Origin of the sequence: Pseudomonas sp. NFACC51 (genome assembly GCF_900103575.1) — a bacterium.
GTDB lineage: Bacteria > Pseudomonadota > Gammaproteobacteria > Pseudomonadales > Pseudomonadaceae > Aquipseudomonas > Aquipseudomonas fluorescens_Q.
In genome coordinates this window covers 20252-41323 of the sequence record NZ_FMXH01000004.1, presented here as the reverse complement: position 1 = coordinate 41323, position 21072 = coordinate 20252, and the positions used below count along the sequence as shown (strand labels likewise).

Sequence of the window (21072 nt, the reverse complement as noted above, 5' to 3'; positions counted from 1 at the left end):
TGGGTGGGGGCTTTTTTTGCAGTCGGTGATGGGCAGGCATCATTGCTTCAACATTGCCCGCCCCCTTCGGTAGGATGTGCCTACGGTAACGGAGGCTTCCACCATGCTTATCGGCGTCTTGCTGGTCATCACCTGGCTCATCCTGCTGTTGCGCTACCCGGCCAAGGCCTTGCCGGTCTCCCTGGCGGCGTTCATCGGTCTCGGGCTGGTCGCTGCGTGGGTGCTCTGGCAGGAAAACCGCGAGACCCGGCAATTGGAGCGCCTGGAAATGCGCATTACCTATACCCCCGGACAATGCCCCGCCGACCGTCCGCTGTCGCTGAACCTGAAAAACACCAATGACGTGCCGCTGATCGAACTGCGCTGGCAGGTCGCGGCCTATGCGCCTGGCGACACCATCAACCTGGCCGACACCCCCTACGACGCACCGCGCTACCGGGGCCCCGGCCAATTGCAGGCCGGCGCTGACTGGCAAGACTGCCTGCCCCTGCCACCCTTGCGTCCGGGTTATCGCCCGCAGACCCTGGAGTTTCGCGCCGAGCGATTGCACGGCAGCTTTTCCAACTGATTGCTCCCCCCACTTTTTGCACAAGGAATGCGCCATGCCTGTTGCGCTGATTACCGGATGTTCCAGCGGCATTGGCCGCGCCCTCGCCGACGCCTTCAAGACTGCGGGTTATCAAGTCTGGGCCACGGCGCGCAAGGTTGAAGACGTAGCGACGCTCAGCGCTGCCGGGTTCACCGCTGTGCAACTGGACGTCAACGACGGCCAGGCCCTGGAACAACTCAACGAACGGATCAACCAGCAGCATGGCGGCCTGGATGTGCTGGTCAACAATGCCGGCTACGGCGCCATGGGCCCTCTTCTGGACGGTGGCGTGCCGGCCATGCAGCGTCAGTTCGAAACCAACGTGTTCGCCATCGTCGGGGTCACCCGCGCGCTGTTCCCGGTGTTGCGTCGGGCCAAGGGGCTGGTGGTGAACATCGGCAGCGTTTCCGGGGTGCTGGTCACGCCGTTTGCCGGGGCCTACTGCGCCTCGAAGGCCGCGGTGCATGCCTTGAGCGATGCCTTGCGCATGGAACTGGCGCCGTTCGGCATCCGCGTGATGGAAGTCCAACCCGGCGCCATCGCCTCCAGCTTCGCCAAGAATGCCGGCCACGAAGCCGAACAGCTGATCAGCGAACAATCGCCCTGGTGGCCGCTGCGCGACAGCATCCGCGCCCGGGCCAAGGCGTCCCAGGACAAACCAACCCCGGCCAGCGAGTTCGCCGCCGGACTGCTCAAGGCCGTGCAACAACCCCGGCCGCCCCGCCTGCTGCGCCTGGGCAATGGCAGCCGGGCATTGCCGTTGATGGCGAGCTGGCTGCCCAAGGGGTTGCTGGAGAAGGGGTTGATGAAGCGGTTTGGGTTGGGTGGACTGCTGTAACCAAGGGCTGGCGAGCTTTGCTGTTGTGGCGAGGGAGCTTGCTCCCGCTGGGTGGCGAAGCCGCCCCCAACCAGGCATTGCGGTGCGACAGATCAAGGGTGGCGTCCAGGACACGACTGCTGCGCAGCCGAACGGGAGCAAGCTCCCTCGCCACAGGAATGGGGGTGACAAGCCTCTTTGTCACCCCGGCCACCGTCGCCTCAGCGCTCGGTTTGTGGCTCGACCACCACCGTGCAAGTCATCCCCGCCGCCAGCAACACCCCGTCGGGTACTTCATCGAGATGAATGCGCACCGGCACCCGCTGGGCCAGGCGAACCCAGTTGAAGGTCGGGTTCACGTCGGCGATCAGTTCGCGGCTTTCGGGGTTGTCCCGATCGTAGATGCCGCGGGAGATGCTTTCCACATGCCCCTTGAGCATCTCACCGCTCATCAACTGCAACTGCGCTGAATCGCCGACCCGCACCTTGGGCAACTTGGTCTCTTCGAAGAAGCCATAGACCCAGAACGAATTCATGTCCACCACGGCCATCTTCGCCTCGCCGATGCGGGCGTAGTCGCCACGGTGCACATTGAGGTTGGTGACGTAGCCGTCCACCGCCGCGCGGACTTCGGTGCGCGACAGGTTCAGCTCGGCGGCTTCCAATTGCGCCTGGGCCTGCTGGTAATCGGCCAGGGCCGAGTCGGCGATGTTGCTGGCGTCGTCGCGGTTTTCCCGGGAGATCACCAGGCTGTCCAGGTCGGCACGCCGATGGGCGTTGACCTTGCGCATCTCCCAAGTGGCCTTGCGCGACGCCACCAGGGAGCGAGCCTGCTTCACGGCGATGCGGTAATGCTCAGGATCGATGCGCATCAACAGGTCGCCCTTTTTCACCGATTGGTTGTCGCGCACCGGCACTTCGACCACCTCGCCACTGACATCGGCGGCCACATTGATGATGTCGGCCCGAATCCGCCCATCGCGGGTCCAGGGTTCGTTCATGTAATGGACCCATAACGTACGGCCGATCCACAGCGCCAGGGCCAGAACCAACAGCGTCGCCAGCAGGCTGAAAAACTTTCTCATCGCATCGATCTCAACGGTAGACCGTCAGCGCCAGCGCGCCGAACAGACAGGTAAACAGACTCAGGCGCAACAACGCCGGGTGCCAGAAGAAGCGGTACAGGTCCAGCCCCGACAGGAAGCGGTCCAAGGCCCAGGCCAGGCCGGCGGCGATGAAAAACATCAAGGTCATGGTGGGCATGTACACACCATGGAAGGCGATCTCACGGGGCATGTTCAGGTTCCTGGGGAAGCGGTGTGGCAGGCGGCATGGCATGCGGCATGGCATAGCCGGCCAATGGCGATTGCGGGTCGAGCAACGAGGTGCGGATGAAATGCAGGTAGCTTTTCACGCGGCGCAGGGCCGAGGTGTCGAAATGCGGGGCGAAGGGTTCGTCGGTGGCCTGCACGCGGCCGATGGCATGGTCCACCGCCACCAGGGCACGTTCCAGATTGCTCTGGCTCGGTTGGCGGAACAGCCGCACCAGCGCCCGCCCCATCACACGAATCGCCTGGCGCCACGGTTGGCTTTCGGCATACGCCGGATGCACCGGTAAAATCGCCTGTTCCTTGCGCAACTCGATAATCGCGTGGCCGACCTCCAGCACCACGAACATCCAGCGCAGCAAGTCCCGTTGCACTCGAGGTTGCCCCGCCGCCAGCCCGTAGGCCTGATGCAGCAAGTCGCGGGTACCACTTTCGAAGCTCGATGCCAGGCCCTTGAGCTTGCCACTGATGGCAAACACCACTTGCTCGCGCAAATCCTGCTCGAGCCGGCGCCACAACCAGCGACTGTTGGGCGGCAGGATGATTGCCCCGGCCGCGGCACACACCAGCATGCCGAGGATCATCGCGATGTAATCGTTGATGAAGGCGTAGGGGTTGTAGACCGTCAGGTTGTCCGGCACCGAACCGGTGCTGAAAAAGATCAGCAGCCCCAGCCCGACCCCGGCGTATTTCGGCCGCGAGCTGAGGAACGAACCAAGCATGATCACTGGCGCCAGCATCACGCAGAGCAAAGGGAAGCCGTCGATCAGCGGGAAGATGAAGAACATCTCGACAAAGCCGATCAACGCCCCGAACAACGTGCCGCAGGCCATCTGGAAAGCCATGCGCTTGGGGTTCGGCGTCGCGGCCGACAAGCCCACGGTGGCGGCGGCGATCATCGTCATGGTCGCGCCGCTCGGCCAGGCCGTGGCGACCCAGTAACTGCCCAGCACCAACAGGATGAAGGCGGCGCGAACACCCGATGCCGTGGCGGCCAGCCAGTTGGTCTGCGGCACGAACGGTTCGTCCCAGCGTTCACGTTCGTGGCGATGATCGGCCAGCGAGGCGTGGGTCAGGGCATAGCCGTGCAAGTCGTCGACGAAGCGATAAAGCAGCTCGTAGGCGGTATGGAAATCCAGTTGCTGCCCATCACTGGGCGCCGTTTCCTGGAACAGCGCCCGCAGCCTTCGCACCTGGGCCGGCAGCTCGGCCTTGTACTCGGCCAGCGCCGCGGCCAGACGGGCCGCATCGGCATCGGTCAGGGCGCGGCCACTGAAACCGTCGAGCAGTTCGGCCAACGTTTGCAAGCCCGGCTTGATGGCGTCTACCACATGATCCGCGGCGCTGCCGCGCAAGCGCTCCAGCAATTGGTGCAAGGCGTTGAAGCGGGTGGTGATGCCCATGAATTCGCTGTTCAAGCGACTGAGCCGGCCGTTGCGCCGACGCATGTGCGGGTCTTCGAACACGGTCACGCTGCGCAGGCTTTCCAGGCCCACCGCCTCGGCAATGAAGCCCACGTTGCGCGCTTCGAAGGTCTCGCGCTTGCTGCGCCCACGCAGGCCATCGGTGACAAACAGGGCAAATACCCCAAAGCGCTGGTACAAGGCATTGCGCATGGCGGCACTGGCGGTTTGCGGCAGGATCGCGGCGCTGACCAGGGTGGAGCAGAGAATGCCCAGGGAAATCTCCAGCACCCGCCAGACCGCCGCCATGAACGCGCCTTCCGGATGGGCCAGGGCCGGCAGGCCGATCATCGCCGCGGTGTAGCCGGCCAGCACAAAACCATAGGCCCGGAAATTGCGATATCGCGCCGCCCCTGCCGAACAGAGGCCAACCCAGGCCGCCAGGCAAGCGAGGAACGGCTCGGTGTTCTGGGCAAACAAGGCGATCAGCGCCACCATCACCGCCGAGCCGGCCAGGGTGCCAAGGAAGCGGTAGAAACTCTTGGCGAACACCTGCCCGCTCTGGGGCTGCATGACAATGAACACGGTGATCATGGCCGTGCGCGGTTGCGGCAACTCCAGGCGCATCGCCAACCACAAGGTCAGGAACGCGGCAAACAGGACCTTGAAGATATAGACCCAGGTCACCCCGTCGCTGCGGGCCCAGTCGAAGAAACCCCGGCGCCATTCAAGACGGTACAACCAGCGTGCGGGGGCAAGTAAAGACGTCACAGGAAAAGGACTCAGCATCGTGGCGAGGGAGCTTGCTCCCGCTTGGGCGCGCAGCACCCACTTGAGGGGACTGCCGCGCAGTCCAGCGGGAGCAAGCTCCCTTGCCACAGGGCATGGCTCAAGCCAGGGCTGTCGTTGCCGGCCTCAAGCCCGCCGCCCAGCGCCGTCACCAGGTCGGCATGGGCACTCAAGCGCGCCGCCTGCACTTGCTGTTGCACCTGTTGCTGCTTGAACAACAGGCTTTGGGCGTTGAGCACGTTGAGGTAGTCGGTGAGCCCGCGCTGGAACGCCACCATTGCGATGTCGTAGGTGCGCTGGGCTGCGGCCACCGATTCGGCAGCGAAAGCCTGCTGCTTGTCCATGGATTGGCGGCGGATCAGTTGGTCGGAAATGCCCTTGAGGGCGTTCACCAGTGTCTGGTTGTAGTGCGCTACGGCGATGTCATAACCGGCCGCCGCCTCGCCCAGCTGTGAACGCAAGCGTCCGCCGTCGAAGATCGGCAACGTGATCGCCGGCCCGACGTTGTAGGTGAGCTTCTTACCCGTCAAAAACTCCAGCGCCCCACCGCCAGTGGCCATGTAGCCGAGGCTACCCACCAGGTCGACATTGGGATAGAAGCCGGCCCGGGCCACATCGATACCCCGGGCCTGGGCCGCTACTTGCCAACGCCCGGCAACCACATCCGGACGCTGGCCGAGCAGTTCGGCGGGCAAGGCCGACGGCAGCTTCAAGGGCGCGCCGAGGGCCAGGGTCGGACGTTGCAATTGCGCGCCCTCTCCCGGCCCCTTGCCGGCCAGGGCCGCCAACTGATTACGGCTCAAGGCGATGGCTTCGTCCAGCGCGTCGAGTTGGCGATGGCTCTCGGGCACTGGTGCCTGGGCCTGGCTGACTTCGAAATGGGTGCCGATGCCGCCGTCCAGGCGTTTCTGCGCAAGGTCGAGAATCTGCTCTTGTTGGTGGAGAGTCGCGGCGACGATATCGCGCTGGGCGTAGTGCAGCGAAAACTGGATGTAGGCACGCACGATGTTGCTTTGCAGTTCCAGTTGCGCCTGGCGCGCCTCAGCGACACTGACATGGGCCAGGTCAACCGCCCGTTCGCTGGCATTGCGCTCGCGGCCCCACAGGTCCAGGGCGTAGCTCAAGCCCAGGGCGGCATTGTTGTCCCAGGTCGTGGTGTCGGCCAGCTCGCCCGGGCCATAGAACTGATCGGTGGGCCAGTTATGGCGCTTGAGGGTCACCTCGCCATTGATCTGCAGCGACTCGGCAGCCTCGGCAACCCCGGCCATGGCCTTCGCCTGGCGCACCCGCGCGGCGGCCATGGCCAGGCTCGGGCTGTCCTGCATGGCCAGGTCGACCCAGCGATCCAACTGCCGATCACCATAGGCTTGCCACCACTGACGGGTGGGCCAGCGGGCGTCGCGAGCCGCCTCGCGGATGGCGGCATCGGTGACCAGTTGATTGGCCGGCAGTACCTGGCTTTGCGGCCCAATCCCGCCTGTCCCGATGCACCCGCTGATGGTTAATGTCAGAACCCAAACACTGAGAGTCTTCAGCTCTCTGCTGATGCAACGCGGCACTTGCGCAAAATTCCTGAGATGGAGCATGACGACGAGGATGGCGGCCTGTTAACGCAAAACTTGTGGGAGCGAGCTTGCTCGCGATGGCGTCCGAACATTCACTTCAGGTGTTGAATGTGATGGTCTCATCGCGAGCAAGCTCGCTCCCACAGGAATCAGTGACCCAGGATTGGTGGCAATTCTAGGCATCGCCCTCCCCGCCGATAAGCCGACCTTTCTGTGAATCTTTGTTACCGTTAACGCGATAATCCATTAGTCGGGTCCCGCTGCTCTGTAACTTCGTGTCACAATTTGCCACCTCCCAAGAGAGCCCTCCATGGACACCTTGCAAAACATGCGCGCGTTCAGTTGTGTTGCCGAAGCTGGCAGTTTCACCGCTGCCGCCGCGCAACTGGACACCACGACGGCCAACATCTCGCGCGCGGTTTCCAACCTGGAAGCCCATCTGCAAACCCGCCTGCTCAACCGCACCACTCGCCGCATTGCCCTGACCGAGGCAGGTAAACGCTACTTGTTGCGTTGCGAGCAGATCCTGGCTTATGTCGAAGAAGCGGAAGCCGAGGCCAGCGACGCCCATGCCCGACCGGCCGGGCAGTTGAAGGTCCACACGATGACCGGCATCGGCCAGCATTTCGTGATCGACGCCATCGCCCGTTATCGCAAGACCCATCCGGATGTGACCTTCGACCTGACCCTGGCCAACCGCGTGCCGGACATCCTTGACGAGGGCTACGACGTCTCCATCGTGCTCGCCAGCGAGTTGCCGGATTCGGGCTTCGTCTCCCAGCGCCTGGGGATCACCTACAGCATCGTCTGCGCATCGCCCGCCTATGTGAAAGCCAGCGGCTGCCCGCAAAAACCCGGCGACCTGCTCAACCACGCCTGCCTGCGCCTGGTCAGCCCGGTCATTCCGCTGGAAAAATGGGTGTTCGACGGCCCGGAAGGCCAGGAGATGGTCACCATCAATAGCTCACCGTTCCTGGTGAATTCCGCCGATGCGATGAAAACCGCGATCACCAGCGGCATGGGCGTGGGGGTGTTGCCGGTGTACGCCGCCATCGAAGGCCTGCGCAACGGCACGCTAGTGCGGGTCATGCCCAACTACCGCTCCCAGGAACTGAACCTCTATGCCATCTACCCGTCGCGCCAATACCTGGATGCGAAGATCAAGACCTGGGTCGAGTACCTGCGAGGCTCGTTGCCTGAAATCCTCGCGGCGCACCAGTCTGAGCTGGCGGCTTACGAATTGAGTGGAAGCCTGGCAGGCGCACGGGTCGCGAACTGAAGTCGCCCCCGTGCGTGAAGGATGATGTCAGCGCTTGCCCATCGAACGACGCGTGCCGGGAGGCGCGGCGCCCGGGGTTTTGGTATGGCCATTCTTCGCGCCGTTCTTGTACCACGGCTGCTGGCCGGCGCCCTTGGCCGCAGCCAGTTCACCGGGTTTGAACGGGAATTTGAAGGCAGGGATCGCCGCTTTGGCGTCCTCGGCGCAGGAAACATCGCTGTCGGACAAATCGGCCTGTTCGCCGCCGGGGAGTTCATCCGCAGGCGAAGGTGTCGGGGAAGTCATGTGAGGCTCCGGGTCATGCATGCAAGTCGGGCCCGAAGGGCGAGCCGCGAAAGGCGGCAGTATACCTGCCCGATATCACCGCGCGCAGGGCAGTTTCATTGGCACGACATTCATCTGACGGCAAGCCAGGACAAAACTGACAAGCCTGTCAGTTAGCCGTCACCTTCCTGACCGGCTCGTAACGCTATATAAGAAAGCTCAAACTCCTGTGTCCCGAACCGGCCCTTCATATTCATGCACACCCAGAAGAAAACCGTCCTGCTCGTCGTGCTGTTGGTCGCCCTGGCGGCCCTTGTCCTCTGGTTTGTGCTCAGGCCCGTGACCGCCAAGCCCAGCGCTCCCGCCGCCGTTCCGGTGCGGGTCGTCAGCGTGGTGCAAAAGGATGTGCCGCGCTTTGCCAGCGGCATCGGTACGGTCCTGTCGCTGCACAGCGTGGTCATCCGGCCGCAGATCGACGGCATCCTCACCCGGCTGCTGGTCAAGGAAGGGCAACTGGTCAAGAAAGGTGACCTGCTGGCGACCATCGACGATCGTTCGATCCGCGCCAGCCTCGACCAGGCCCGGGCCCAGCTCGGCGAGAGCCAGGCGCAGTTGGCGGTGGCCCAGGTCAATCTCAAGCGCTACAAATTGCTGAGCGTCGATGACGGCGTCTCGAAGCAGACCTACGACCAGCAGCAGGCGCTGGTCAACCAGCTCAAGGCCACCGCCCAGGGTAACCAGGCGGCCATCGACTCGGCTCAGGTGCAACTGTCCTACACCCAGATCCGCTCCCCAGTGAGCGGTCGCGTCGGCATTCGCAATGTGGATGAAGGCAACTTCCTGCGCACCAGCGACGCCGATGGCCTGTTCACGGTGACCCAGATCGACCCGATCGCCGTGGAGTTCTCCCTGCCCCAGCAAATGCTGCCCACCTTGCAACGCTTGATCGCGGCGCCCGAGCAAGCCTTGGTCAAGGCCTATCTCGGTGCCGATGGCGCTAGCGGGGAACTGCTCGGCGAGGGGCGCCTGAGCCTCATCGACAACCAGATCAACGCCAACACCGGAACCCTGCGGGCCAAGGCTGAATTCGACAACGCCGCGCAACGGCTGTGGCCCGGGCAACTGGTGACGCTGAAGATCCAGACCGCCCTCGACAAGGACGCCCTGGTGGTGCCTCCCTCCGTGGTCCAGCGCGGGCTGGAGCAACACTTCGTGTACCGGATCAAGGGCGACAAGGTCGAGAGCGTGCCGGTGGTCATGGTTTACCAGGACAGCGACATACACATCATCAAAGGGGTGAACGCTGGCGATCAACTGGTGAGCGATGGTCAGTCACGGCTCAAGCCGGGCAGCCACATCCAGGTGCTCAGTGCCCCGCCCGCCCTGGCCAAGACCGCGGAGCCGCAACCGTGAAGGGCCGCGGCTCGGTTTCAGCGTGGTGCATCGACCACCCCATCGCCACGGTGCTGCTGACGTTCGCCCTGGTGCTGCTGGGGATGATCGCGTTTCCTCGCCTGCCCGTCGCGCCGTTGCCGGAAGCCGAATTCCCGACCATCCAGGTCAACGCCCAGTTGCCCGGGGCCAGCCCCGAAACCATGGCCTCGTCAGTGGCGACGCCGCTGGAAGTGCAATTCAGTGCCATCCCCGGCATCACCCAGATGACCTCCAGCAGCGCCCTGGGCTCGACCAACCTGATCCTGCAATTCAGCCTCGATAAAAGCATCGACACCGCCGCCCAGGAAGTGCAGGCGGCGATCAACACCGCCGCCGGCAAACTGCCCAACGACATGCCGAACCTGCCGACCTGGCGCAAGGTCAACCCCGCCGACAGCCCGGTGTTGATCCTCAGCATCAGCTCCTCCCTGATGCCCGGCACCGAGCTGAGCGACTACGTCGAAACCCTGCTCTCGCGCCAGATCAGCCAGATCGACGGCGTAGGACAAATCTACATCACCGGCCAGCAGCGTCCGGCGATCCGGGTCCAGGCCTCGGCTGATCGACTCGCCGCCATCGGCCTGACCCTGGCGGACATCCGCCTGGCGCTCCAGCAGGCCAGCCTCAACCTGGCCAAGGGCGCCCTGTACGGCGATTCGAGCATTTCCACCCTGTCCACCAACGACCAGCTGTTCCAGCCTGAGGAGTACGGTGAGCTGATCGTGTCCTACAAGGACGGCGCACCGGTTCACCTCAAGGACATCGCCAAGGTCGTCAACGGCTCGGAAAACGCCTACGTCCAGGCCTGGTCCGACAGCGAACCAGGGGTCAACCTGGTGATCTTCCGGCAACCAGGGGCGAACATCGTCGAGACCGTCGACCGCATCCAGGCGGCCCTGCCCACCCTGCAAGCCATGCTGCCCGCTGCCATACAGGTCAAGGTACTGATCGACCGCACCCAGACTATCCGCGCCTCGTTGCACGAAGTGGAGATCACCTTGCTGATCGCGGTGCTGCTGGTTGTCGCGGTGATGGCGCTGTTCCTGCGCCAGCTCTCGGCAACCCTGATTGTCTCGGCGGTGCTGGGGGTGTCGCTGATCGCCAGTTTCGCCCTGATGTACGTGATGGGCTTCAGCCTGAACAACCTGACCCTGGTGGCAATCGTCATCTCGGTCGGGTTCGTGGTGGACGACGCGATTGTGGTGGTGGAGAACATCCACCGGCATCTGGAAGCCGGCGACGGCATGCGCGAAGCGGCGATCAAGGGAGCGGGTGAGATCGGTTTCACCGTGGTCTCCATCAGCTTCTCGCTGGTAGCGGCATTCATTCCACTGCTGTTCATGGGCGGTGTGGTCGGGCGCCTGTTCAAGGAGTTTGCCCTGACCGCCACCTCGACCATTCTGATTTCGGTGGTGGTGTCGCTCACCCTGGCACCGACCCTGGCCGCGCTGTTCATGCGCGCCCCGGTACATCATGCCCACAGCAAGATGGGATTCGGCGAGCGTCTGCTGGGCTGGTACGAGCACGGCCTGCGTCGGGCCCTGGCCCATCAAAAACTGATGATAGGCGTGTTCGGCCTGACCCTGGCACTGGCGGTGGTGGGCTACGTGTTCATTCCCAAGGGGTTCTTTCCGGTACAGGACACCGGCCTGGTACTGGGCACCAGCGAAGCCGCCGCCGATGTGTCGTTCCCGGACATGGTCGCCAAACACAAGGCCCTGGCCGACATCGTCGCCGCCGACCCGGCGGTGCAGACCTTCTCCCATTCCGTCGGTGTTTCGGGCAATAACCAGACCATCGCCAACGGCCGTTTCTGGATCGCCCTCAAGCCCCGGAGCGAGCGTGACGTGTCGGCCAGCGGCTTCATCGACCGAATCCGCCCGCAATTGCTGAATATCCCCGGTGTAGTGCTGTACCTCAGGGCCGGTCAGGACATCAACCTCAGCTCCGGCCCCAGTCGCGCCCAATATCAATACGTGCTCAAGAGCAACGACGGGCCGAGCCTCAACGCCTGGACGCAAAAACTCACCGACAAGCTGCGCGGCAACCCGGCGTTCCGTGACATCTCCAACGACCTGCAACTGGGCGGCAGCATCACCCACATCAACATCGACCGCAGCGCGGCAGCGCGCTTCGGCCTCACCGCCACCGATGTCGACCAGGCCCTGTACGACGCCTTCGGCCAACGGCAGATCAATGAATTCCAGACCGAGACCAACCAGTACAACGTGATCCTGGAACTCGATACCGCGCAGCGGGGCAAGGCCGAAAGCCTGGCGTATTTCTACCTGCGTTCCCCCCTGAGTGGGGAAATGGTGCCGCTCTCGGCCCTGGCCCGCTTCGATGCGCCGAGCAACGGCCCGCTGTCGATTGCCCACGACGGCATGTTCCCCGCCGCCAACCTGTCGTTCAACCTGGCGCCCGGCGTCGCCCTGGGAGACGCGGTGCGCCTGCTCGACCAGGCGAAGAACGAAATCGGCATGCCCGCCGCCATCACCGGTAATTTCCAGGGCGCGGCCCAGGCCTTCCAGAGCTCGCTGGCGAGCCAGCCATGGCTGATCCTCGCCGCGCTGGTGGCCGTGTACATCATCCTCGGCGTGCTCTACGAGAGCTTCGTGCACCCGTTGACGATCATCTCCACCCTGCCCTCGGCCGGTCTCGGCGCGCTGATCATGCTCTGGCTGCTGGGCCAGGATTTTTCGATCATGGCGCTGATCGGGCTGGTGCTGCTGATCGGGATCGTCAAGAAGAACGGCATCCTGATGATCGACTTCGCCCTCGACGCCCAGCGCAACAAAGGGTTGGCGCCCCAGGAGGCGATTTTCCAGGCGTGCCTGACACGCTTCCGGCCGATCATGATGACCACCCTGGCCGCCCTGCTCGGCGCCTTGCCGCTGATGCTCGGCTATGGCCCCGGCGCGGAGCTGCGCCAGCCCCTGGGCATCGCGGTGGTGGGCGGCCTGCTGGTGAGCCAGGCGCTGACGCTGTTCACCACACCGGTCATATACTTGTGGCTGGAGCGACTGTTCCATCGGCCCGCCCATCAGCCAGGGTCGGCGCCGACGGCGGCGCTGGCGAGCACAGACCACTGAGGCAGGGGCCATGCGCGTTCTGATTATCGAAGACGAAGAAAAAACCGCGGACTACCTGCACCGCGGCCTGACCGAACAGGGCTATACCGTGGACGTGGCGCCGGACGGCATCGAGGGGCTGCACCTGGCCCTGGAAACCGACTATGCGGTGATCGTGCTCGACGTGATGCTGCCGGGCCTGGACGGCTTCGGCGTACTGCGGGCCCTACGCGCCCGCAAGCAGACACCGGTGATCATGCTCACCGCCCGGGAACGGGTCGAGGACCGCATCAAGGGCCTGCGCGACGGCGCCGATGACTACCTGGGCAAACCTTTCTCTTTCCTCGAACTGGTGGCCCGCCTGCAAGCCCTGACCCGCCGCAGCGGCGGCCATGAACCGGTGCAGGTGAGCATCGCCGACCTGTGGATCGACCTGATCAGCCGCAAGGCCACACGGGCCGGCCAGCGCCTGGACCTGACGGCCAAGGAGTTCTCCCTGCTCAGCGTCCTGGCCCGCCGCCAGGGTGAAATCCTCTCGAAAACCGCCATTGCCGAAATGGTCTGGGACATCAACTTCGACAGTGACGCCAACGTGGTGGAAGTGGCGATCAAACGCTTGCGGGCCAAACTCGACGGGCCATTCGAACAGAAGTTGCTGCACACCATTCGCGGCATGGGTTATGTGCTGGAGAGTCGCAGCGATGAGCGTCCCTGACAGCATCGCCCTGCGCCTGAGCGGCATGTTCACGCTGGTGGCGGCGCTGGTGTTCCTGTTGATCGGTGGCGCTTTATACCAGCAGGTCGGCAAGGGCCTGGGCCTGTTGCCCGAAGCCGAGCTCGATGCCCGCTACAGTGTCCTGGAGTCCACCGTTGGCCGCTACGGCACGCCTGAACACTGGGTGAAGATCAACAACAAGCTGCGACTGCTCGGTGAAGAAGACAAACGCATCCATTTCTGGATCGTCAGCGACGATCCGCGCTTTGAATACGGCGCTCCCGATGCACAGATCCGTGCCTTTGCCCAAGGCGCCCTGGGGAAGCGCGACCTGACCTTGTCCCATCGGGACTACCCGATGAAAGTATTGGTGAGCCAATTCCCGGCCAAGGACCAACGCCCGCCGCTGCGCTTCATGATCGGCATCGACACCCAGACCTTCTACCAGACCCAGCATCGCCTGCTGGTGGCGCTGGTGAGCCTGGCGATTGTCGGTGTGCTCCTCGCTTCGTTGCTGGGCTACTGGGTCGCGCGCATCGGCCTCAAACCTCTGATCAAGCTGTCCGATGAAGCCCGACGCCTGGCCCCGCCCCGCCTGTCCGGGCGCTTGCATCTGTCGCCCTTGCCGCCGGAGCTGAGCCAGTTCGTCAGTTCCTTCAACGCCACCCTCGACCGGGTCGAACAGGCTTACTCGCGGCTGGAATCGTTCAACGCCGACGTCGCCCATGAATTGCGCTCGCCCCTGACCAACCTGATCGGCCAGACCCAGGTTGCGTTGACCCGTGGACGCTCGGCCGAACACTACTTCGAAGTGCTGCAATCGAATCTCGAGGAGTTGGAGCGGCTGCGTTCGATCATCAACGACATGCTGTTCCTGGCCAGCGCCGACCAAGGCAGCAAGGCCACCAAGTTGACCAGCGCATCCCTGGCCGGCGAAGTGGCGACCACCCTCGATTACCTGGACTTCATACTGGAAGATGCCCAGGTCCAGGTCCGGGTCAGCGGCGATGCCCAGGCCAACATCGAGATCGCCCACTTGCGACGGGCGCTGATCAACCTGCTGAGCAACGCCGTACAACACACCGCGCCCGGGCAAGTGATCGACGTGCACATCGAAGCCCTTGGCGACCAGATCACCCTCGCGGTCACCAACCCCGGCGAACCGATCGCCGGCGAGCACTTGCCACGCCTGTTCGAACGTTTCTATCGCGTCGATGCCTCGCGCAGCAACAGTGGCGCCAACCATGGACTGGGGCTGGCCATCGTCAAGGCCATTGCACTGATGCACGGTGGCGATGTGTTCGTGCGCAGCGACCAGGGTGCCAACACGTTCGGGATCCGCTTGCCAGCCTGAGGCCTTCACAAGGTTCGATCTTTCCAGCATTGAATGCTGGGCGAAAGCCAACTCGATCAAAATCGACAGATCGCAGCCTTCGGCAGCTCCTACCCAGTTATTGCGCAAACACTGATTGCCCGCTCTCATTGATCCAAGCACAATCAGCAAAAGGCCAGCATCTGGTTCATTGCCGGTTTGCAACCCTTTGGGACGGACCCCAGCCACATGACAATGCAGACATCGGAACCATGAGCGCGCGCAGTGCGACACCCGGCAACACCCCGCTTTCGAGACGTTCGGAACGGGTATTCGTAGTGGCCAGCTCACTGGTTGTCATTGCCATCCTGAGCATCGTGACGTTTCTGTTGATCCGCGAACATGCCGCCGCACAAGAGGCGGCGACCCGTGCGGCGACCAATATCGTGCAATTGATTGACGCCGATGTGCTGCGTAACGTGGAGCTCTACGATCTGTCGCTGCAAGGTTTGGCCGCCGCCGCCAAACGCGACGACCTGAAAGACGTTTCGCCGGCGATTCGCCATCTGGCGCTGTTCGACCGCGCCACCGCCGCCCCCTACAAAGGCGACATCCTGCTGCTCGACAAGCGTGGCGATGTAATCGCCGACTCCGCCTCGCTCGAACCGCGCAAAGGCAATTACGCCGACCGGGAATATTTCCAGTCCCATGTCCAGGACCCGAGTCTGGGCATGATGATCAGTCGCCCGTTCCGCTCCAGGAGTGCCGCCCACGATTGGCGCATCAGTTTCAGCTATCGACTGAGCGACGAGCGGGGTGAGTTCATGGGCGTGGCCGAGGCCGCAATGCGCCTGAACTACTTCAGCCAGTTGTTCAAAAGCCTGAACATCGGCCACGGGACGGTCAACCTGATCAGCCGCGATGGGATTCTGTTGGCCCAGGAACCGCCCCTGGCCGACGACATGATCGGCAAGGACTTCAGCAACCGACCGAACTTCGTACGCATCCTGCGAGAAGGTAACGGCAGTTTTACCGGCATCTCCAGTGTTGATCAGACACAGCGGCTCTACACCTTTTCCCAGGTGGGCGACCTGCCATTGATTGTCGTGGTAGCGCTCTCCTACCAAGAGGTCTTCGCCTCATGGCAACGCACGGCGTTGTTGGTCAGCGGTGCCACCGGCGCGCTGTGCATCGGTTTGCTCTGGCTTACCTGGCTGCTACGCCGCGAATTGCGACGCCGCTACAGAGCTGAACGGGAATTGGCCCAACTGGCGTCCATCGACGCCCTCACAGGACTGGCCAATCGACGAACACTGGACGAGACGTTGCAACAGGAATGGCTGCGCGCCCAACGTTCGGGCCAACCGTTGTCTGTGCTGATGATCGATGCTGATCATTTCAAGGCGTTCAATGATCGCCATGGTCATCAAAAGGGTGACGAGGCCCTGCGCACCTTGGCGCAATTGATCGGCCAGCATGTCCGACGCCCCGCCGACCTGGCGGCGCGCTATGGCGGTGAGGAGTTCTCGGTGGTGCTGCCGGAGACCACCACCGCTGGCGCCTTCACCATGGCCCAGCATATTCGCAACGCGGTCGAACAACTGCCATCTGTGTCCGAGGGAGGAGCGCCCATGACGGTCAGTATCGGCATCGCCACTTGGACTCAGGGACCGTACAGCGAACTCAAACAACTCTTGTTCGCTGCGGACAAGGCGCTTTACCAGGCCAAGGCCAGTGGGCGTAATCGTGTGGTTTGCGCGATGTGACACCGGAGCACCCAAAGGCGATGGGCATGACGCCCTCTGTGCATGAACATGGTGCTCTCTGTGGCGAGGGAGCTTGCTCCCGCTGGGCTGCGCAGCAGCCCCCAAGGCAGTCAACTCAATTTACCTGACACACCGGGTTGTCAGGTTCTGGGGCCGCTGCGCGCCCTAGCGGGAGCAAGCTCCCTCGCCACAGGTTCCCGCATCGCTCCCGAAGAAACACCCGACCATAAAAAAAGGCCACCCAAAGGCAGCCTTCAAAAACTAGAGAGGTTTTTTTGCCTACACGGCCGCAACAGGGCGCATGTAGGAGATTGGTGCGGTGCTGGCGTCTTCGAACGTCACGACTTCCCAAGCATCTTTCTGCTCAATCAACTTGCGCAGCAGCTGGTTGTTCAGTGCATGGCCGGACTTGAAGCCCTTGAACTCACCAATCAGGCTATTGCCCAGCAGGTAGAGGTCGCCGATTGCATCGAGGATCTTGTGCTTGACGAATTCGTCTTCATAACGAAGGCCGTCTTCGTTCAATACACCATCGGAATCGACCACGATCGCGTTTTCAACACTGCCGCCGAGTGCGAGGTTGTGCTTGCGCAGGTACTCGATGTCACTCATGAAACCGAAGGTACGGGCGCGGCTGACTTCTTTTACGAACGAAGTGCTGGAAAAATCCACGCTTGCACTCTGGGTGCGGTCACGGAAAACCGGGTGATCGAAATCGATCTCGAAGCTCACCTTGAAACCTTCGAAAGGGACGAAAGTGGCGCGCTTGTCGCCGTCTTCCACGGTCACTTCCCGCAGGATGCGGATGAACTTCTTGGCTGCGTCCTGCTCTTCCAGGCCAGCCGATTGAATCAGGAATACGAAGGGTCCGGCACTGCCATCCATGATCGGGACTTCGGACGCGGAGAGCTCGACGTAGGCGTTATCGATGCCCAGGCCAGCCATGGCCGAGAGCAAATGCTCCACCGTATCCACTTTGGTGTCACCGTTGACCAGAGTGGTCGACATAGTGGTTTCACCAACGTTTTCCGCGCGAGCAGGAATCTGCACCACAGGGTCGAGGTCGGCACGACAAAACACAATGCCGGTATCGACAGGCGCGGGCTTGAGGGTCAGGTAGACCTTCTCGCCGGAGTGCAAGCCGACACCTGTGGCACGGATAATATTCTTCAGGGTGCGTTGTTTAATCATGGCATGGGCCGCTTCAGCGCAAATTGCGAACTGGTATCAACAAAGGCTGGCGATGATAGCAGACCAGACCTTTGCTGAACACCAATCACCCGTATCCCCCTGATACATTTCATCAATCGGCCTGACGACGCAGGAAAGCCGGGATGTCCAGGTAATCCAGATCGTCTTGCGGATTCATCTTCGCGGCAGTCGCAGTACCGGCCTGGGCCTGGTTGCGCATGACGGTCGGACGGTCCAGGTCACGGTAGTTCACCGCAGGCGCTTCCTGACGGGCAGACACTTGTTGTTGCGGTTGCGAAGCCATGGAAGTGTGAACGGTGTTGTCGATGACCTTCACAGGCTTCTCGATTTTGGCGCCCAGACCGGTGGCAACCACGGTGACGTGCAGCTCGTCGCGCATGTCCGGATCGATAACGGTACCGACCTTGACCATCGCGTGCTCGGAAGCGAAGGCTTCGATGATGCTACCCACGTCGGAGTACTCACCCAGGGACAGGTCAGGACCGGCGGTGATGTTCACCAGGATGCCACGCGCACCTTGCAGGTTCACGTCTTCGAGCAACGGGTTGCGAATGGCCGCTTCGGTGGCCTCGCGTGCACGGTTCGGACCGCTGGCGCAGCCAGTGCCCATCATCGCCATGCCCATTTCGCTCATGACCGTCCGTACGTCGGCAAAGTCGACGTTGATCATGCCCGGACGCTTGATGATGTCGGAGATACCGCGAACGGCACCGGCCAGTACATCGTCAGCCTTGGCGAAAGCCGACAGCAGGCTGGCGTCTTTACCGAGGATGGTCAGCAGCTTCTCGTTGGGGATGGTGATCAACGAGTCGACGCTTTCAGACAGCAGACGGATACCTTCGTCGGCGATCTGCATGCGCTTGCGGCCTTCGAACGGGAACGGACGAGTCACCACCGCAACGGTGAGGATCCCCATTTCCTTGGCCACTTCGGCAATGATTGGCGCCGCACCGGTACCGGTACCGCCACCCATGCCCGTGGTGATGAACACCATGTTGGTGCCTTGCAGGACTTCAGCGATACGCTCACGGTCTTCGAGAGCGGCCTGACGACCGACTTCAGGGTTGGCGCCGGCGCCCAGGCCTTTGGTCACGCCAGTGCCCAGTTGCAGGATGGTCCGCGCGCCGATGGATTTCAGCGCCTGGGCATCAGTGTTGGCGCAGATGAATTCAACGCCTTCAATGTTGCTCTTGACCATGTGGTTGACAGCGTTGCCGCCGCCACCGCCGACACCGATTACTTTGATAACCGGGCTAGCGGGGATGTTGTCTACGAGTTCGAACATTTTCCCTCTCCTTTCATTCTCTAGTTTTTTCGCCTACTGCGTTTGCTGCGTCTTCCAGCGCCAAGCCTGAAACCTGCCGCTTGAAGCTTTGAAACTGTTTAAAAGTTGCCTTTGACCCAAGCCTGGAGCCGCTCGAACAGGGGAGCCTTCGGCTCGTCGCTGCTATAGCTGTCGCGGCTGCCGATGCCTGAGAACGAAATCCCGTCGGACTGCTTCTGCAGGCCGTACATCAACAGGCCCACGCCAGTGGAATAGATCGGGTTGCGGACCACGTCATCCAGGCCCTTGACGCCATGGGGCACGCCCAGGCGCACCGGCATGTGGAAAATCTCTTCGGCCAGCTCGACCGCGCCTTCCATCTTCGACGTACCGCCGGTCAGCACGATGCCGGCCGGGATCAGGTCTTCGTAGCCACTGCGGCGCAGTTCGGCCTGGATCAGCGTGAACAGCTCGTCGTAGCGCGGCTCGACCACTTCGGCCAGGGCCTGGCGCGACAGTTCGCGCGGTGGACGGTCGCCGACACTCGGCACCTTGATGGTTTCACCGGCACCCGCCAGCTTCGCCAAGGCACAGGCGTAACGGATCTTGATTTCCTCGGCGTATTGGGTCGGGGTACGCAACGCCATGGCGATGTCGTTGGTCACCTGGTCACCGGCAATCGGGATCACCGCCGTGTGGCGAATGGCGCCTTCGGTGAAGATCGCGATGTCGGTGGTGCCGCCGCCGATGTCCACCAGGCATACGCCCAGTTCTTTCTCGTCGTCGGTCAGCACCGAGTAGGCCGAGGCCAGTTGCTCGAGGATGATGTCGTCGATTTCCAGGCCGCAGCGGCGCACGCATTTCTCGATGTTCTGCGCCGCGTTCACTGCACAGGTCACCACGTGGACCTTGGCTTCCAGGCGCACGCCGGACATGCCCAGGGGCTCACGCACGCCTTCCTGGTTATCGATCACGTAATCCTGCGGCAGGGTGTGCAACACACGCTGGTCCGCCGGGATCGCCACGGCCTGGGCCGCGTCGAGCACGCGCTCAAGGTCGGCGGAGCTGACTTCGCGATCACGAATCGCCACGATGCCGTGGGAGTTCAGGCTGCGGATGTGATTGCCCGCCACGCCGACGAACGCCGAGTGGATCCGGCAACCGGCCATCAACTGCGCCTCTTCGATGGCGCGCTGGATCGATTGCACGGTGGACTCGATGTTCACCACCACGCCTTTTTTCAAGCCACGGGACGGGTGTGTACCGATCCCGACGATGACCAGCGTGCCGTCGTCCGCGACTTCGCCTACCAGCGCCACCACCTTGGAAGTGCCGATATCAAGACCGACGATCATTTTCCCGCTTTGCACGTTTGCCATGGGTCCTGCCTCTTCTTAATTCTTCGCGACGGCGGGTTCGGCCGTCGTCGGCGCTACAGGTTCCCGCCAGCCAACGGCCAGGCCGTTGGCATAGCGCAGATCGATGCGCGCAATGTTCGTAATCTGTTCTTTGAGCGTCTTGTCATAGATGGCGATGAAGCGGCGCATCTTTTCCACCAGGTTGCCGCGCCCGAGCAACAGCTCGATGCCCGGTCCCGAGCTGCCCGCGCCAGTGGTCAGGAACCAACTGCCGCGCTCACGCAATTCCAGGCGCGCGATGGAGAAGCCCAATGGCCGCAACATCTGGCTCAACACCTGGTACTGCTGCATCACTTGCTGCTGGGCCCGCTGTGGACCGAACAGTTGTGGCAAATGTTCATAGTTGGCCAGTTCCCGCGGCGTAAACGCCTGGCCCTGGTTGTTCAACAACGACTCGTCGCCCCAACGGGCCACCGGCAATTGCTCTTCCAGGCGGATCGACACCTGGTCGGGCCACACCCGGCGGACTTCGGCGTGGGCGATCCAAGGCATCTGCTCCAGTTCTTTGCGCATGCCCGCCAGGTCGATGGTGAAGAAACTCGACGCGACGAACGGAGCGATCCGCTGCTGCACGGCCTGCTGGCTGATGTAGCTCAGGTCGCCCTGGACGTTGATCCGGGCGATCGGCCGGTCGGCATAAGGCAGCAACCGTTGCGCGCCTTCATACGTACCGAACCCCAACGCCACCAGCAGCACCGGCCAGAACAAGCTCTTGAGAAAACCAAAATTGGCTTTCGGCAAGCGCGCCGACATCGGCTCTTTGGCCACCATTCGGCTGGCACCCCGCGGCACCGGCTTGCGACCGGGTGCGGATGGCTGATGACGAAGCGATGCGCCTTGCATGGC

At 62.8% G+C, this 21072-nt stretch carries 17 protein-coding genes; 8 read left to right on the top strand and 9 right to left on the bottom strand.

Annotated features, from left to right (window positions below):
• Window positions 1-103 precede the first annotated feature (103 nt).
• Together BLT00_RS09615 and BLT00_RS09610 are read left to right on the top strand one after the other, a co-directional pair.
• Window positions 104-568 (top strand): hypothetical protein, encoded by a 465-nt coding sequence (locus BLT00_RS09615; protein WP_063324499.1) that lies wholly within the window; start codon window positions 104-106, stop codon window positions 566-568.
• Between the two features lie 34 nt (window positions 569-602).
• A complete protein-coding gene (locus tag BLT00_RS09610) occupies window positions 603-1427 on the top strand; it encodes an SDR family oxidoreductase (RefSeq protein ID WP_092146840.1) in 825 nt (274 codons plus the stop codon).
• Between the two features lie 200 nt (window positions 1428-1627).
• Here BLT00_RS09610 and BLT00_RS09605 read toward each other — a convergent pair whose 3' ends face one another.
• Genes BLT00_RS09605 through BLT00_RS09590 form a run of 4 tightly spaced genes read right to left on the bottom strand, consistent with a single transcriptional unit; the run spans window position 1628 to window position 6485 of the window.
• Window positions 1628-2491, bottom strand: coding sequence for an efflux RND transporter periplasmic adaptor subunit (locus BLT00_RS09605; RefSeq protein WP_063324497.1), 864 nt, complete (start codon window positions 2489-2491; stop codon window positions 1628-1630).
• A 10-nt stretch (window positions 2492-2501) separates the two neighbouring features.
• Window positions 2502-2702 (bottom strand): DUF1656 domain-containing protein, encoded by a 201-nt coding sequence (locus tag BLT00_RS09600; RefSeq protein ID WP_003205331.1) that lies wholly within the window; start codon window positions 2700-2702, stop codon window positions 2502-2504.
• Window positions 2692-4908 carry an FUSC family protein gene (locus tag BLT00_RS09595; protein WP_092146962.1) on the bottom strand — a complete coding sequence of 739 codons (2217 nt, stop codon included), beginning with the start codon at window positions 4906-4908 and terminating at the stop codon, window positions 2692-2694. The genes BLT00_RS09600 and BLT00_RS09595 overlap by 11 nt, the downstream gene beginning before the upstream one ends.
• A gap of 11 nt (window positions 4909-4919) precedes the next feature.
• Window positions 4920-6485: an efflux transporter outer membrane subunit gene (locus BLT00_RS09590; RefSeq protein ID WP_175456240.1), complete on the bottom strand. Its 1566-nt coding sequence runs from the start codon at window positions 6483-6485 to the stop codon at window positions 4920-4922.
• A gap of 316 nt (window positions 6486-6801) precedes the next feature.
• Here BLT00_RS09590 and BLT00_RS09585 point away from each other — a divergent pair, with 316 nt between their 5' ends.
• Window positions 6802-7770 (top strand): LysR family transcriptional regulator, encoded by a 969-nt coding sequence (locus tag BLT00_RS09585; protein WP_003205334.1) that lies wholly within the window; start codon window positions 6802-6804, stop codon window positions 7768-7770.
• 27 nt (window positions 7771-7797) lie between these two features.
• Here the strand turns inward: BLT00_RS09585 and BLT00_RS09580 are convergent, their stop codons facing one another.
• Complete coding sequence (locus BLT00_RS09580) at window positions 7798-8055, bottom strand: hypothetical protein (RefSeq protein WP_092146838.1); 258 nt, start codon at window positions 8053-8055, stop codon at window positions 7798-7800.
• A 234-nt stretch (window positions 8056-8289) separates the two neighbouring features.
• Here BLT00_RS09580 and BLT00_RS09575 point away from each other — a divergent pair, with 234 nt between their 5' ends.
• The 5 genes from BLT00_RS09575 to BLT00_RS09555 all read left to right on the top strand — a co-directional run bounded on the left by BLT00_RS09575 (window position 8290) and on the right by BLT00_RS09555 (window position 16332).
• The gene (locus BLT00_RS09575) at window positions 8290-9447 is read left to right on the top strand and encodes an efflux RND transporter periplasmic adaptor subunit (RefSeq protein WP_092146837.1); all 1158 of its coding nucleotides are present in this window, start codon (window positions 8290-8292) and stop codon (window positions 9445-9447) included.
• Window positions 9444-12560 carry a multidrug efflux RND transporter permease subunit gene (locus tag BLT00_RS09570; RefSeq protein ID WP_092146835.1) on the top strand — a complete coding sequence of 1039 codons (3117 nt, stop codon included), beginning with the start codon at window positions 9444-9446 and terminating at the stop codon, window positions 12558-12560. The genes BLT00_RS09575 and BLT00_RS09570 overlap by 4 nt, the downstream gene beginning before the upstream one ends.
• A gap of 10 nt (window positions 12561-12570) precedes the next feature.
• Window positions 12571-13254 (top strand): heavy metal response regulator transcription factor, encoded by a 684-nt coding sequence (locus BLT00_RS09565; RefSeq protein ID WP_060740762.1) that lies wholly within the window; start codon window positions 12571-12573, stop codon window positions 13252-13254.
• Entirely contained in the window at window positions 13241-14608 is a 1368-nt protein-coding gene (locus tag BLT00_RS09560; protein WP_092146833.1) for a heavy metal sensor histidine kinase, read from the top strand. Before BLT00_RS09565 ends, BLT00_RS09560 begins: the two co-directional genes overlap by 14 nt.
• Window positions 14609-14838: 230 nt before the next feature.
• On the top strand, window positions 14839-16332 hold the full coding sequence (locus BLT00_RS09555) for a sensor domain-containing diguanylate cyclase (RefSeq protein ID WP_092146831.1): 1494 nt from the start codon (window positions 14839-14841) through the stop codon (window positions 16330-16332).
• Window positions 16333-16611: 279 nt separating this feature from the next.
• Here BLT00_RS09555 and lpxC read toward each other — a convergent pair whose 3' ends face one another.
• The 4 genes from lpxC to BLT00_RS09535 form a co-directional block, all read right to left on the bottom strand.
• Window positions 16612-17523 (bottom strand): UDP-3-O-acyl-N-acetylglucosamine deacetylase, encoded by a 912-nt coding sequence (gene lpxC, locus BLT00_RS09550; RefSeq protein WP_030139673.1) that lies wholly within the window; start codon window positions 17521-17523, stop codon window positions 16612-16614.
• Between the two features lie 112 nt (window positions 17524-17635).
• Window positions 17636-18829, bottom strand: a complete 1194-nt coding sequence (ftsZ, locus tag BLT00_RS09545) for a cell division protein FtsZ (protein ID WP_063324491.1) — start codon at window positions 18827-18829, stop codon at window positions 17636-17638.
• Window positions 18830-18927: 98 nt separating this feature from the next.
• Window positions 18928-20187, bottom strand: coding sequence for a cell division protein FtsA (ftsA, locus tag BLT00_RS09540; RefSeq protein ID WP_003205342.1), 1260 nt, complete (start codon window positions 20185-20187; stop codon window positions 18928-18930).
• Between the two features lie 15 nt (window positions 20188-20202).
• Complete coding sequence (locus BLT00_RS09535; protein ID WP_063324490.1) at window positions 20203-21069, bottom strand: cell division protein FtsQ/DivIB; 867 nt, start codon at window positions 21067-21069, stop codon at window positions 20203-20205.
• Window positions 21070-21072: the final 3 nt, after the last annotated feature.

Excerpts from the sequence above, each read along its gene's own strand:
- BLT00_RS09555 (WP_092146831.1), top strand. The coding sequence starts at position 14,839 with ATGAGCGCGCGCAGTGCGACACCCGGCAACACCCCGCTTTCGAGACGT.
- BLT00_RS09575 (WP_092146837.1), top strand. The coding sequence starts at position 8,290 with ATGCACACCCAGAAGAAAACCGTCCTGCTCGTCGTGCTGTTGGTCGCC.
- ftsA (WP_003205342.1), bottom strand. The coding sequence starts at position 20,187 with ATGGCAAACGTGCAAAGCGGGAAAATGATCGTCGGTCTTGATATCGGC.
- BLT00_RS09615 (WP_063324499.1), top strand. The coding sequence starts at position 104 with ATGCTTATCGGCGTCTTGCTGGTCATCACCTGGCTCATCCTGCTGTTG.
- ftsZ (WP_063324491.1), bottom strand. The coding sequence starts at position 18,829 with ATGTTCGAACTCGTAGACAACATCCCCGCTAGCCCGGTTATCAAAGTA.
- BLT00_RS09610 (WP_092146840.1), top strand. The coding sequence starts at position 603 with ATGCCTGTTGCGCTGATTACCGGATGTTCCAGCGGCATTGGCCGCGCC.
- BLT00_RS09580 (WP_092146838.1), bottom strand. The coding sequence starts at position 8,055 with ATGACTTCCCCGACACCTTCGCCTGCGGATGAACTCCCCGGCGGCGAA.
- BLT00_RS09535 (WP_063324490.1), bottom strand. The coding sequence starts at position 21,069 with ATGCAAGGCGCATCGCTTCGTCATCAGCCATCCGCACCCGGTCGCAAG.
- BLT00_RS09600 (WP_003205331.1), bottom strand. The coding sequence starts at position 2,702 with ATGCCCCGTGAGATCGCCTTCCATGGTGTGTACATGCCCACCATGACC.
- BLT00_RS09585 (WP_003205334.1), top strand. The coding sequence starts at position 6,802 with ATGGACACCTTGCAAAACATGCGCGCGTTCAGTTGTGTTGCCGAAGCT.
- BLT00_RS09605 (WP_063324497.1), bottom strand. The coding sequence starts at position 2,491 with ATGAGAAAGTTTTTCAGCCTGCTGGCGACGCTGTTGGTTCTGGCCCTG.
- lpxC (WP_030139673.1), bottom strand. The coding sequence starts at position 17,523 with ATGATTAAACAACGCACCCTGAAGAATATTATCCGTGCCACAGGTGTC.
- BLT00_RS09565 (WP_060740762.1), top strand. The coding sequence starts at position 12,571 with ATGCGCGTTCTGATTATCGAAGACGAAGAAAAAACCGCGGACTACCTG.
- BLT00_RS09560 (WP_092146833.1), top strand. The coding sequence starts at position 13,241 with ATGAGCGTCCCTGACAGCATCGCCCTGCGCCTGAGCGGCATGTTCACG.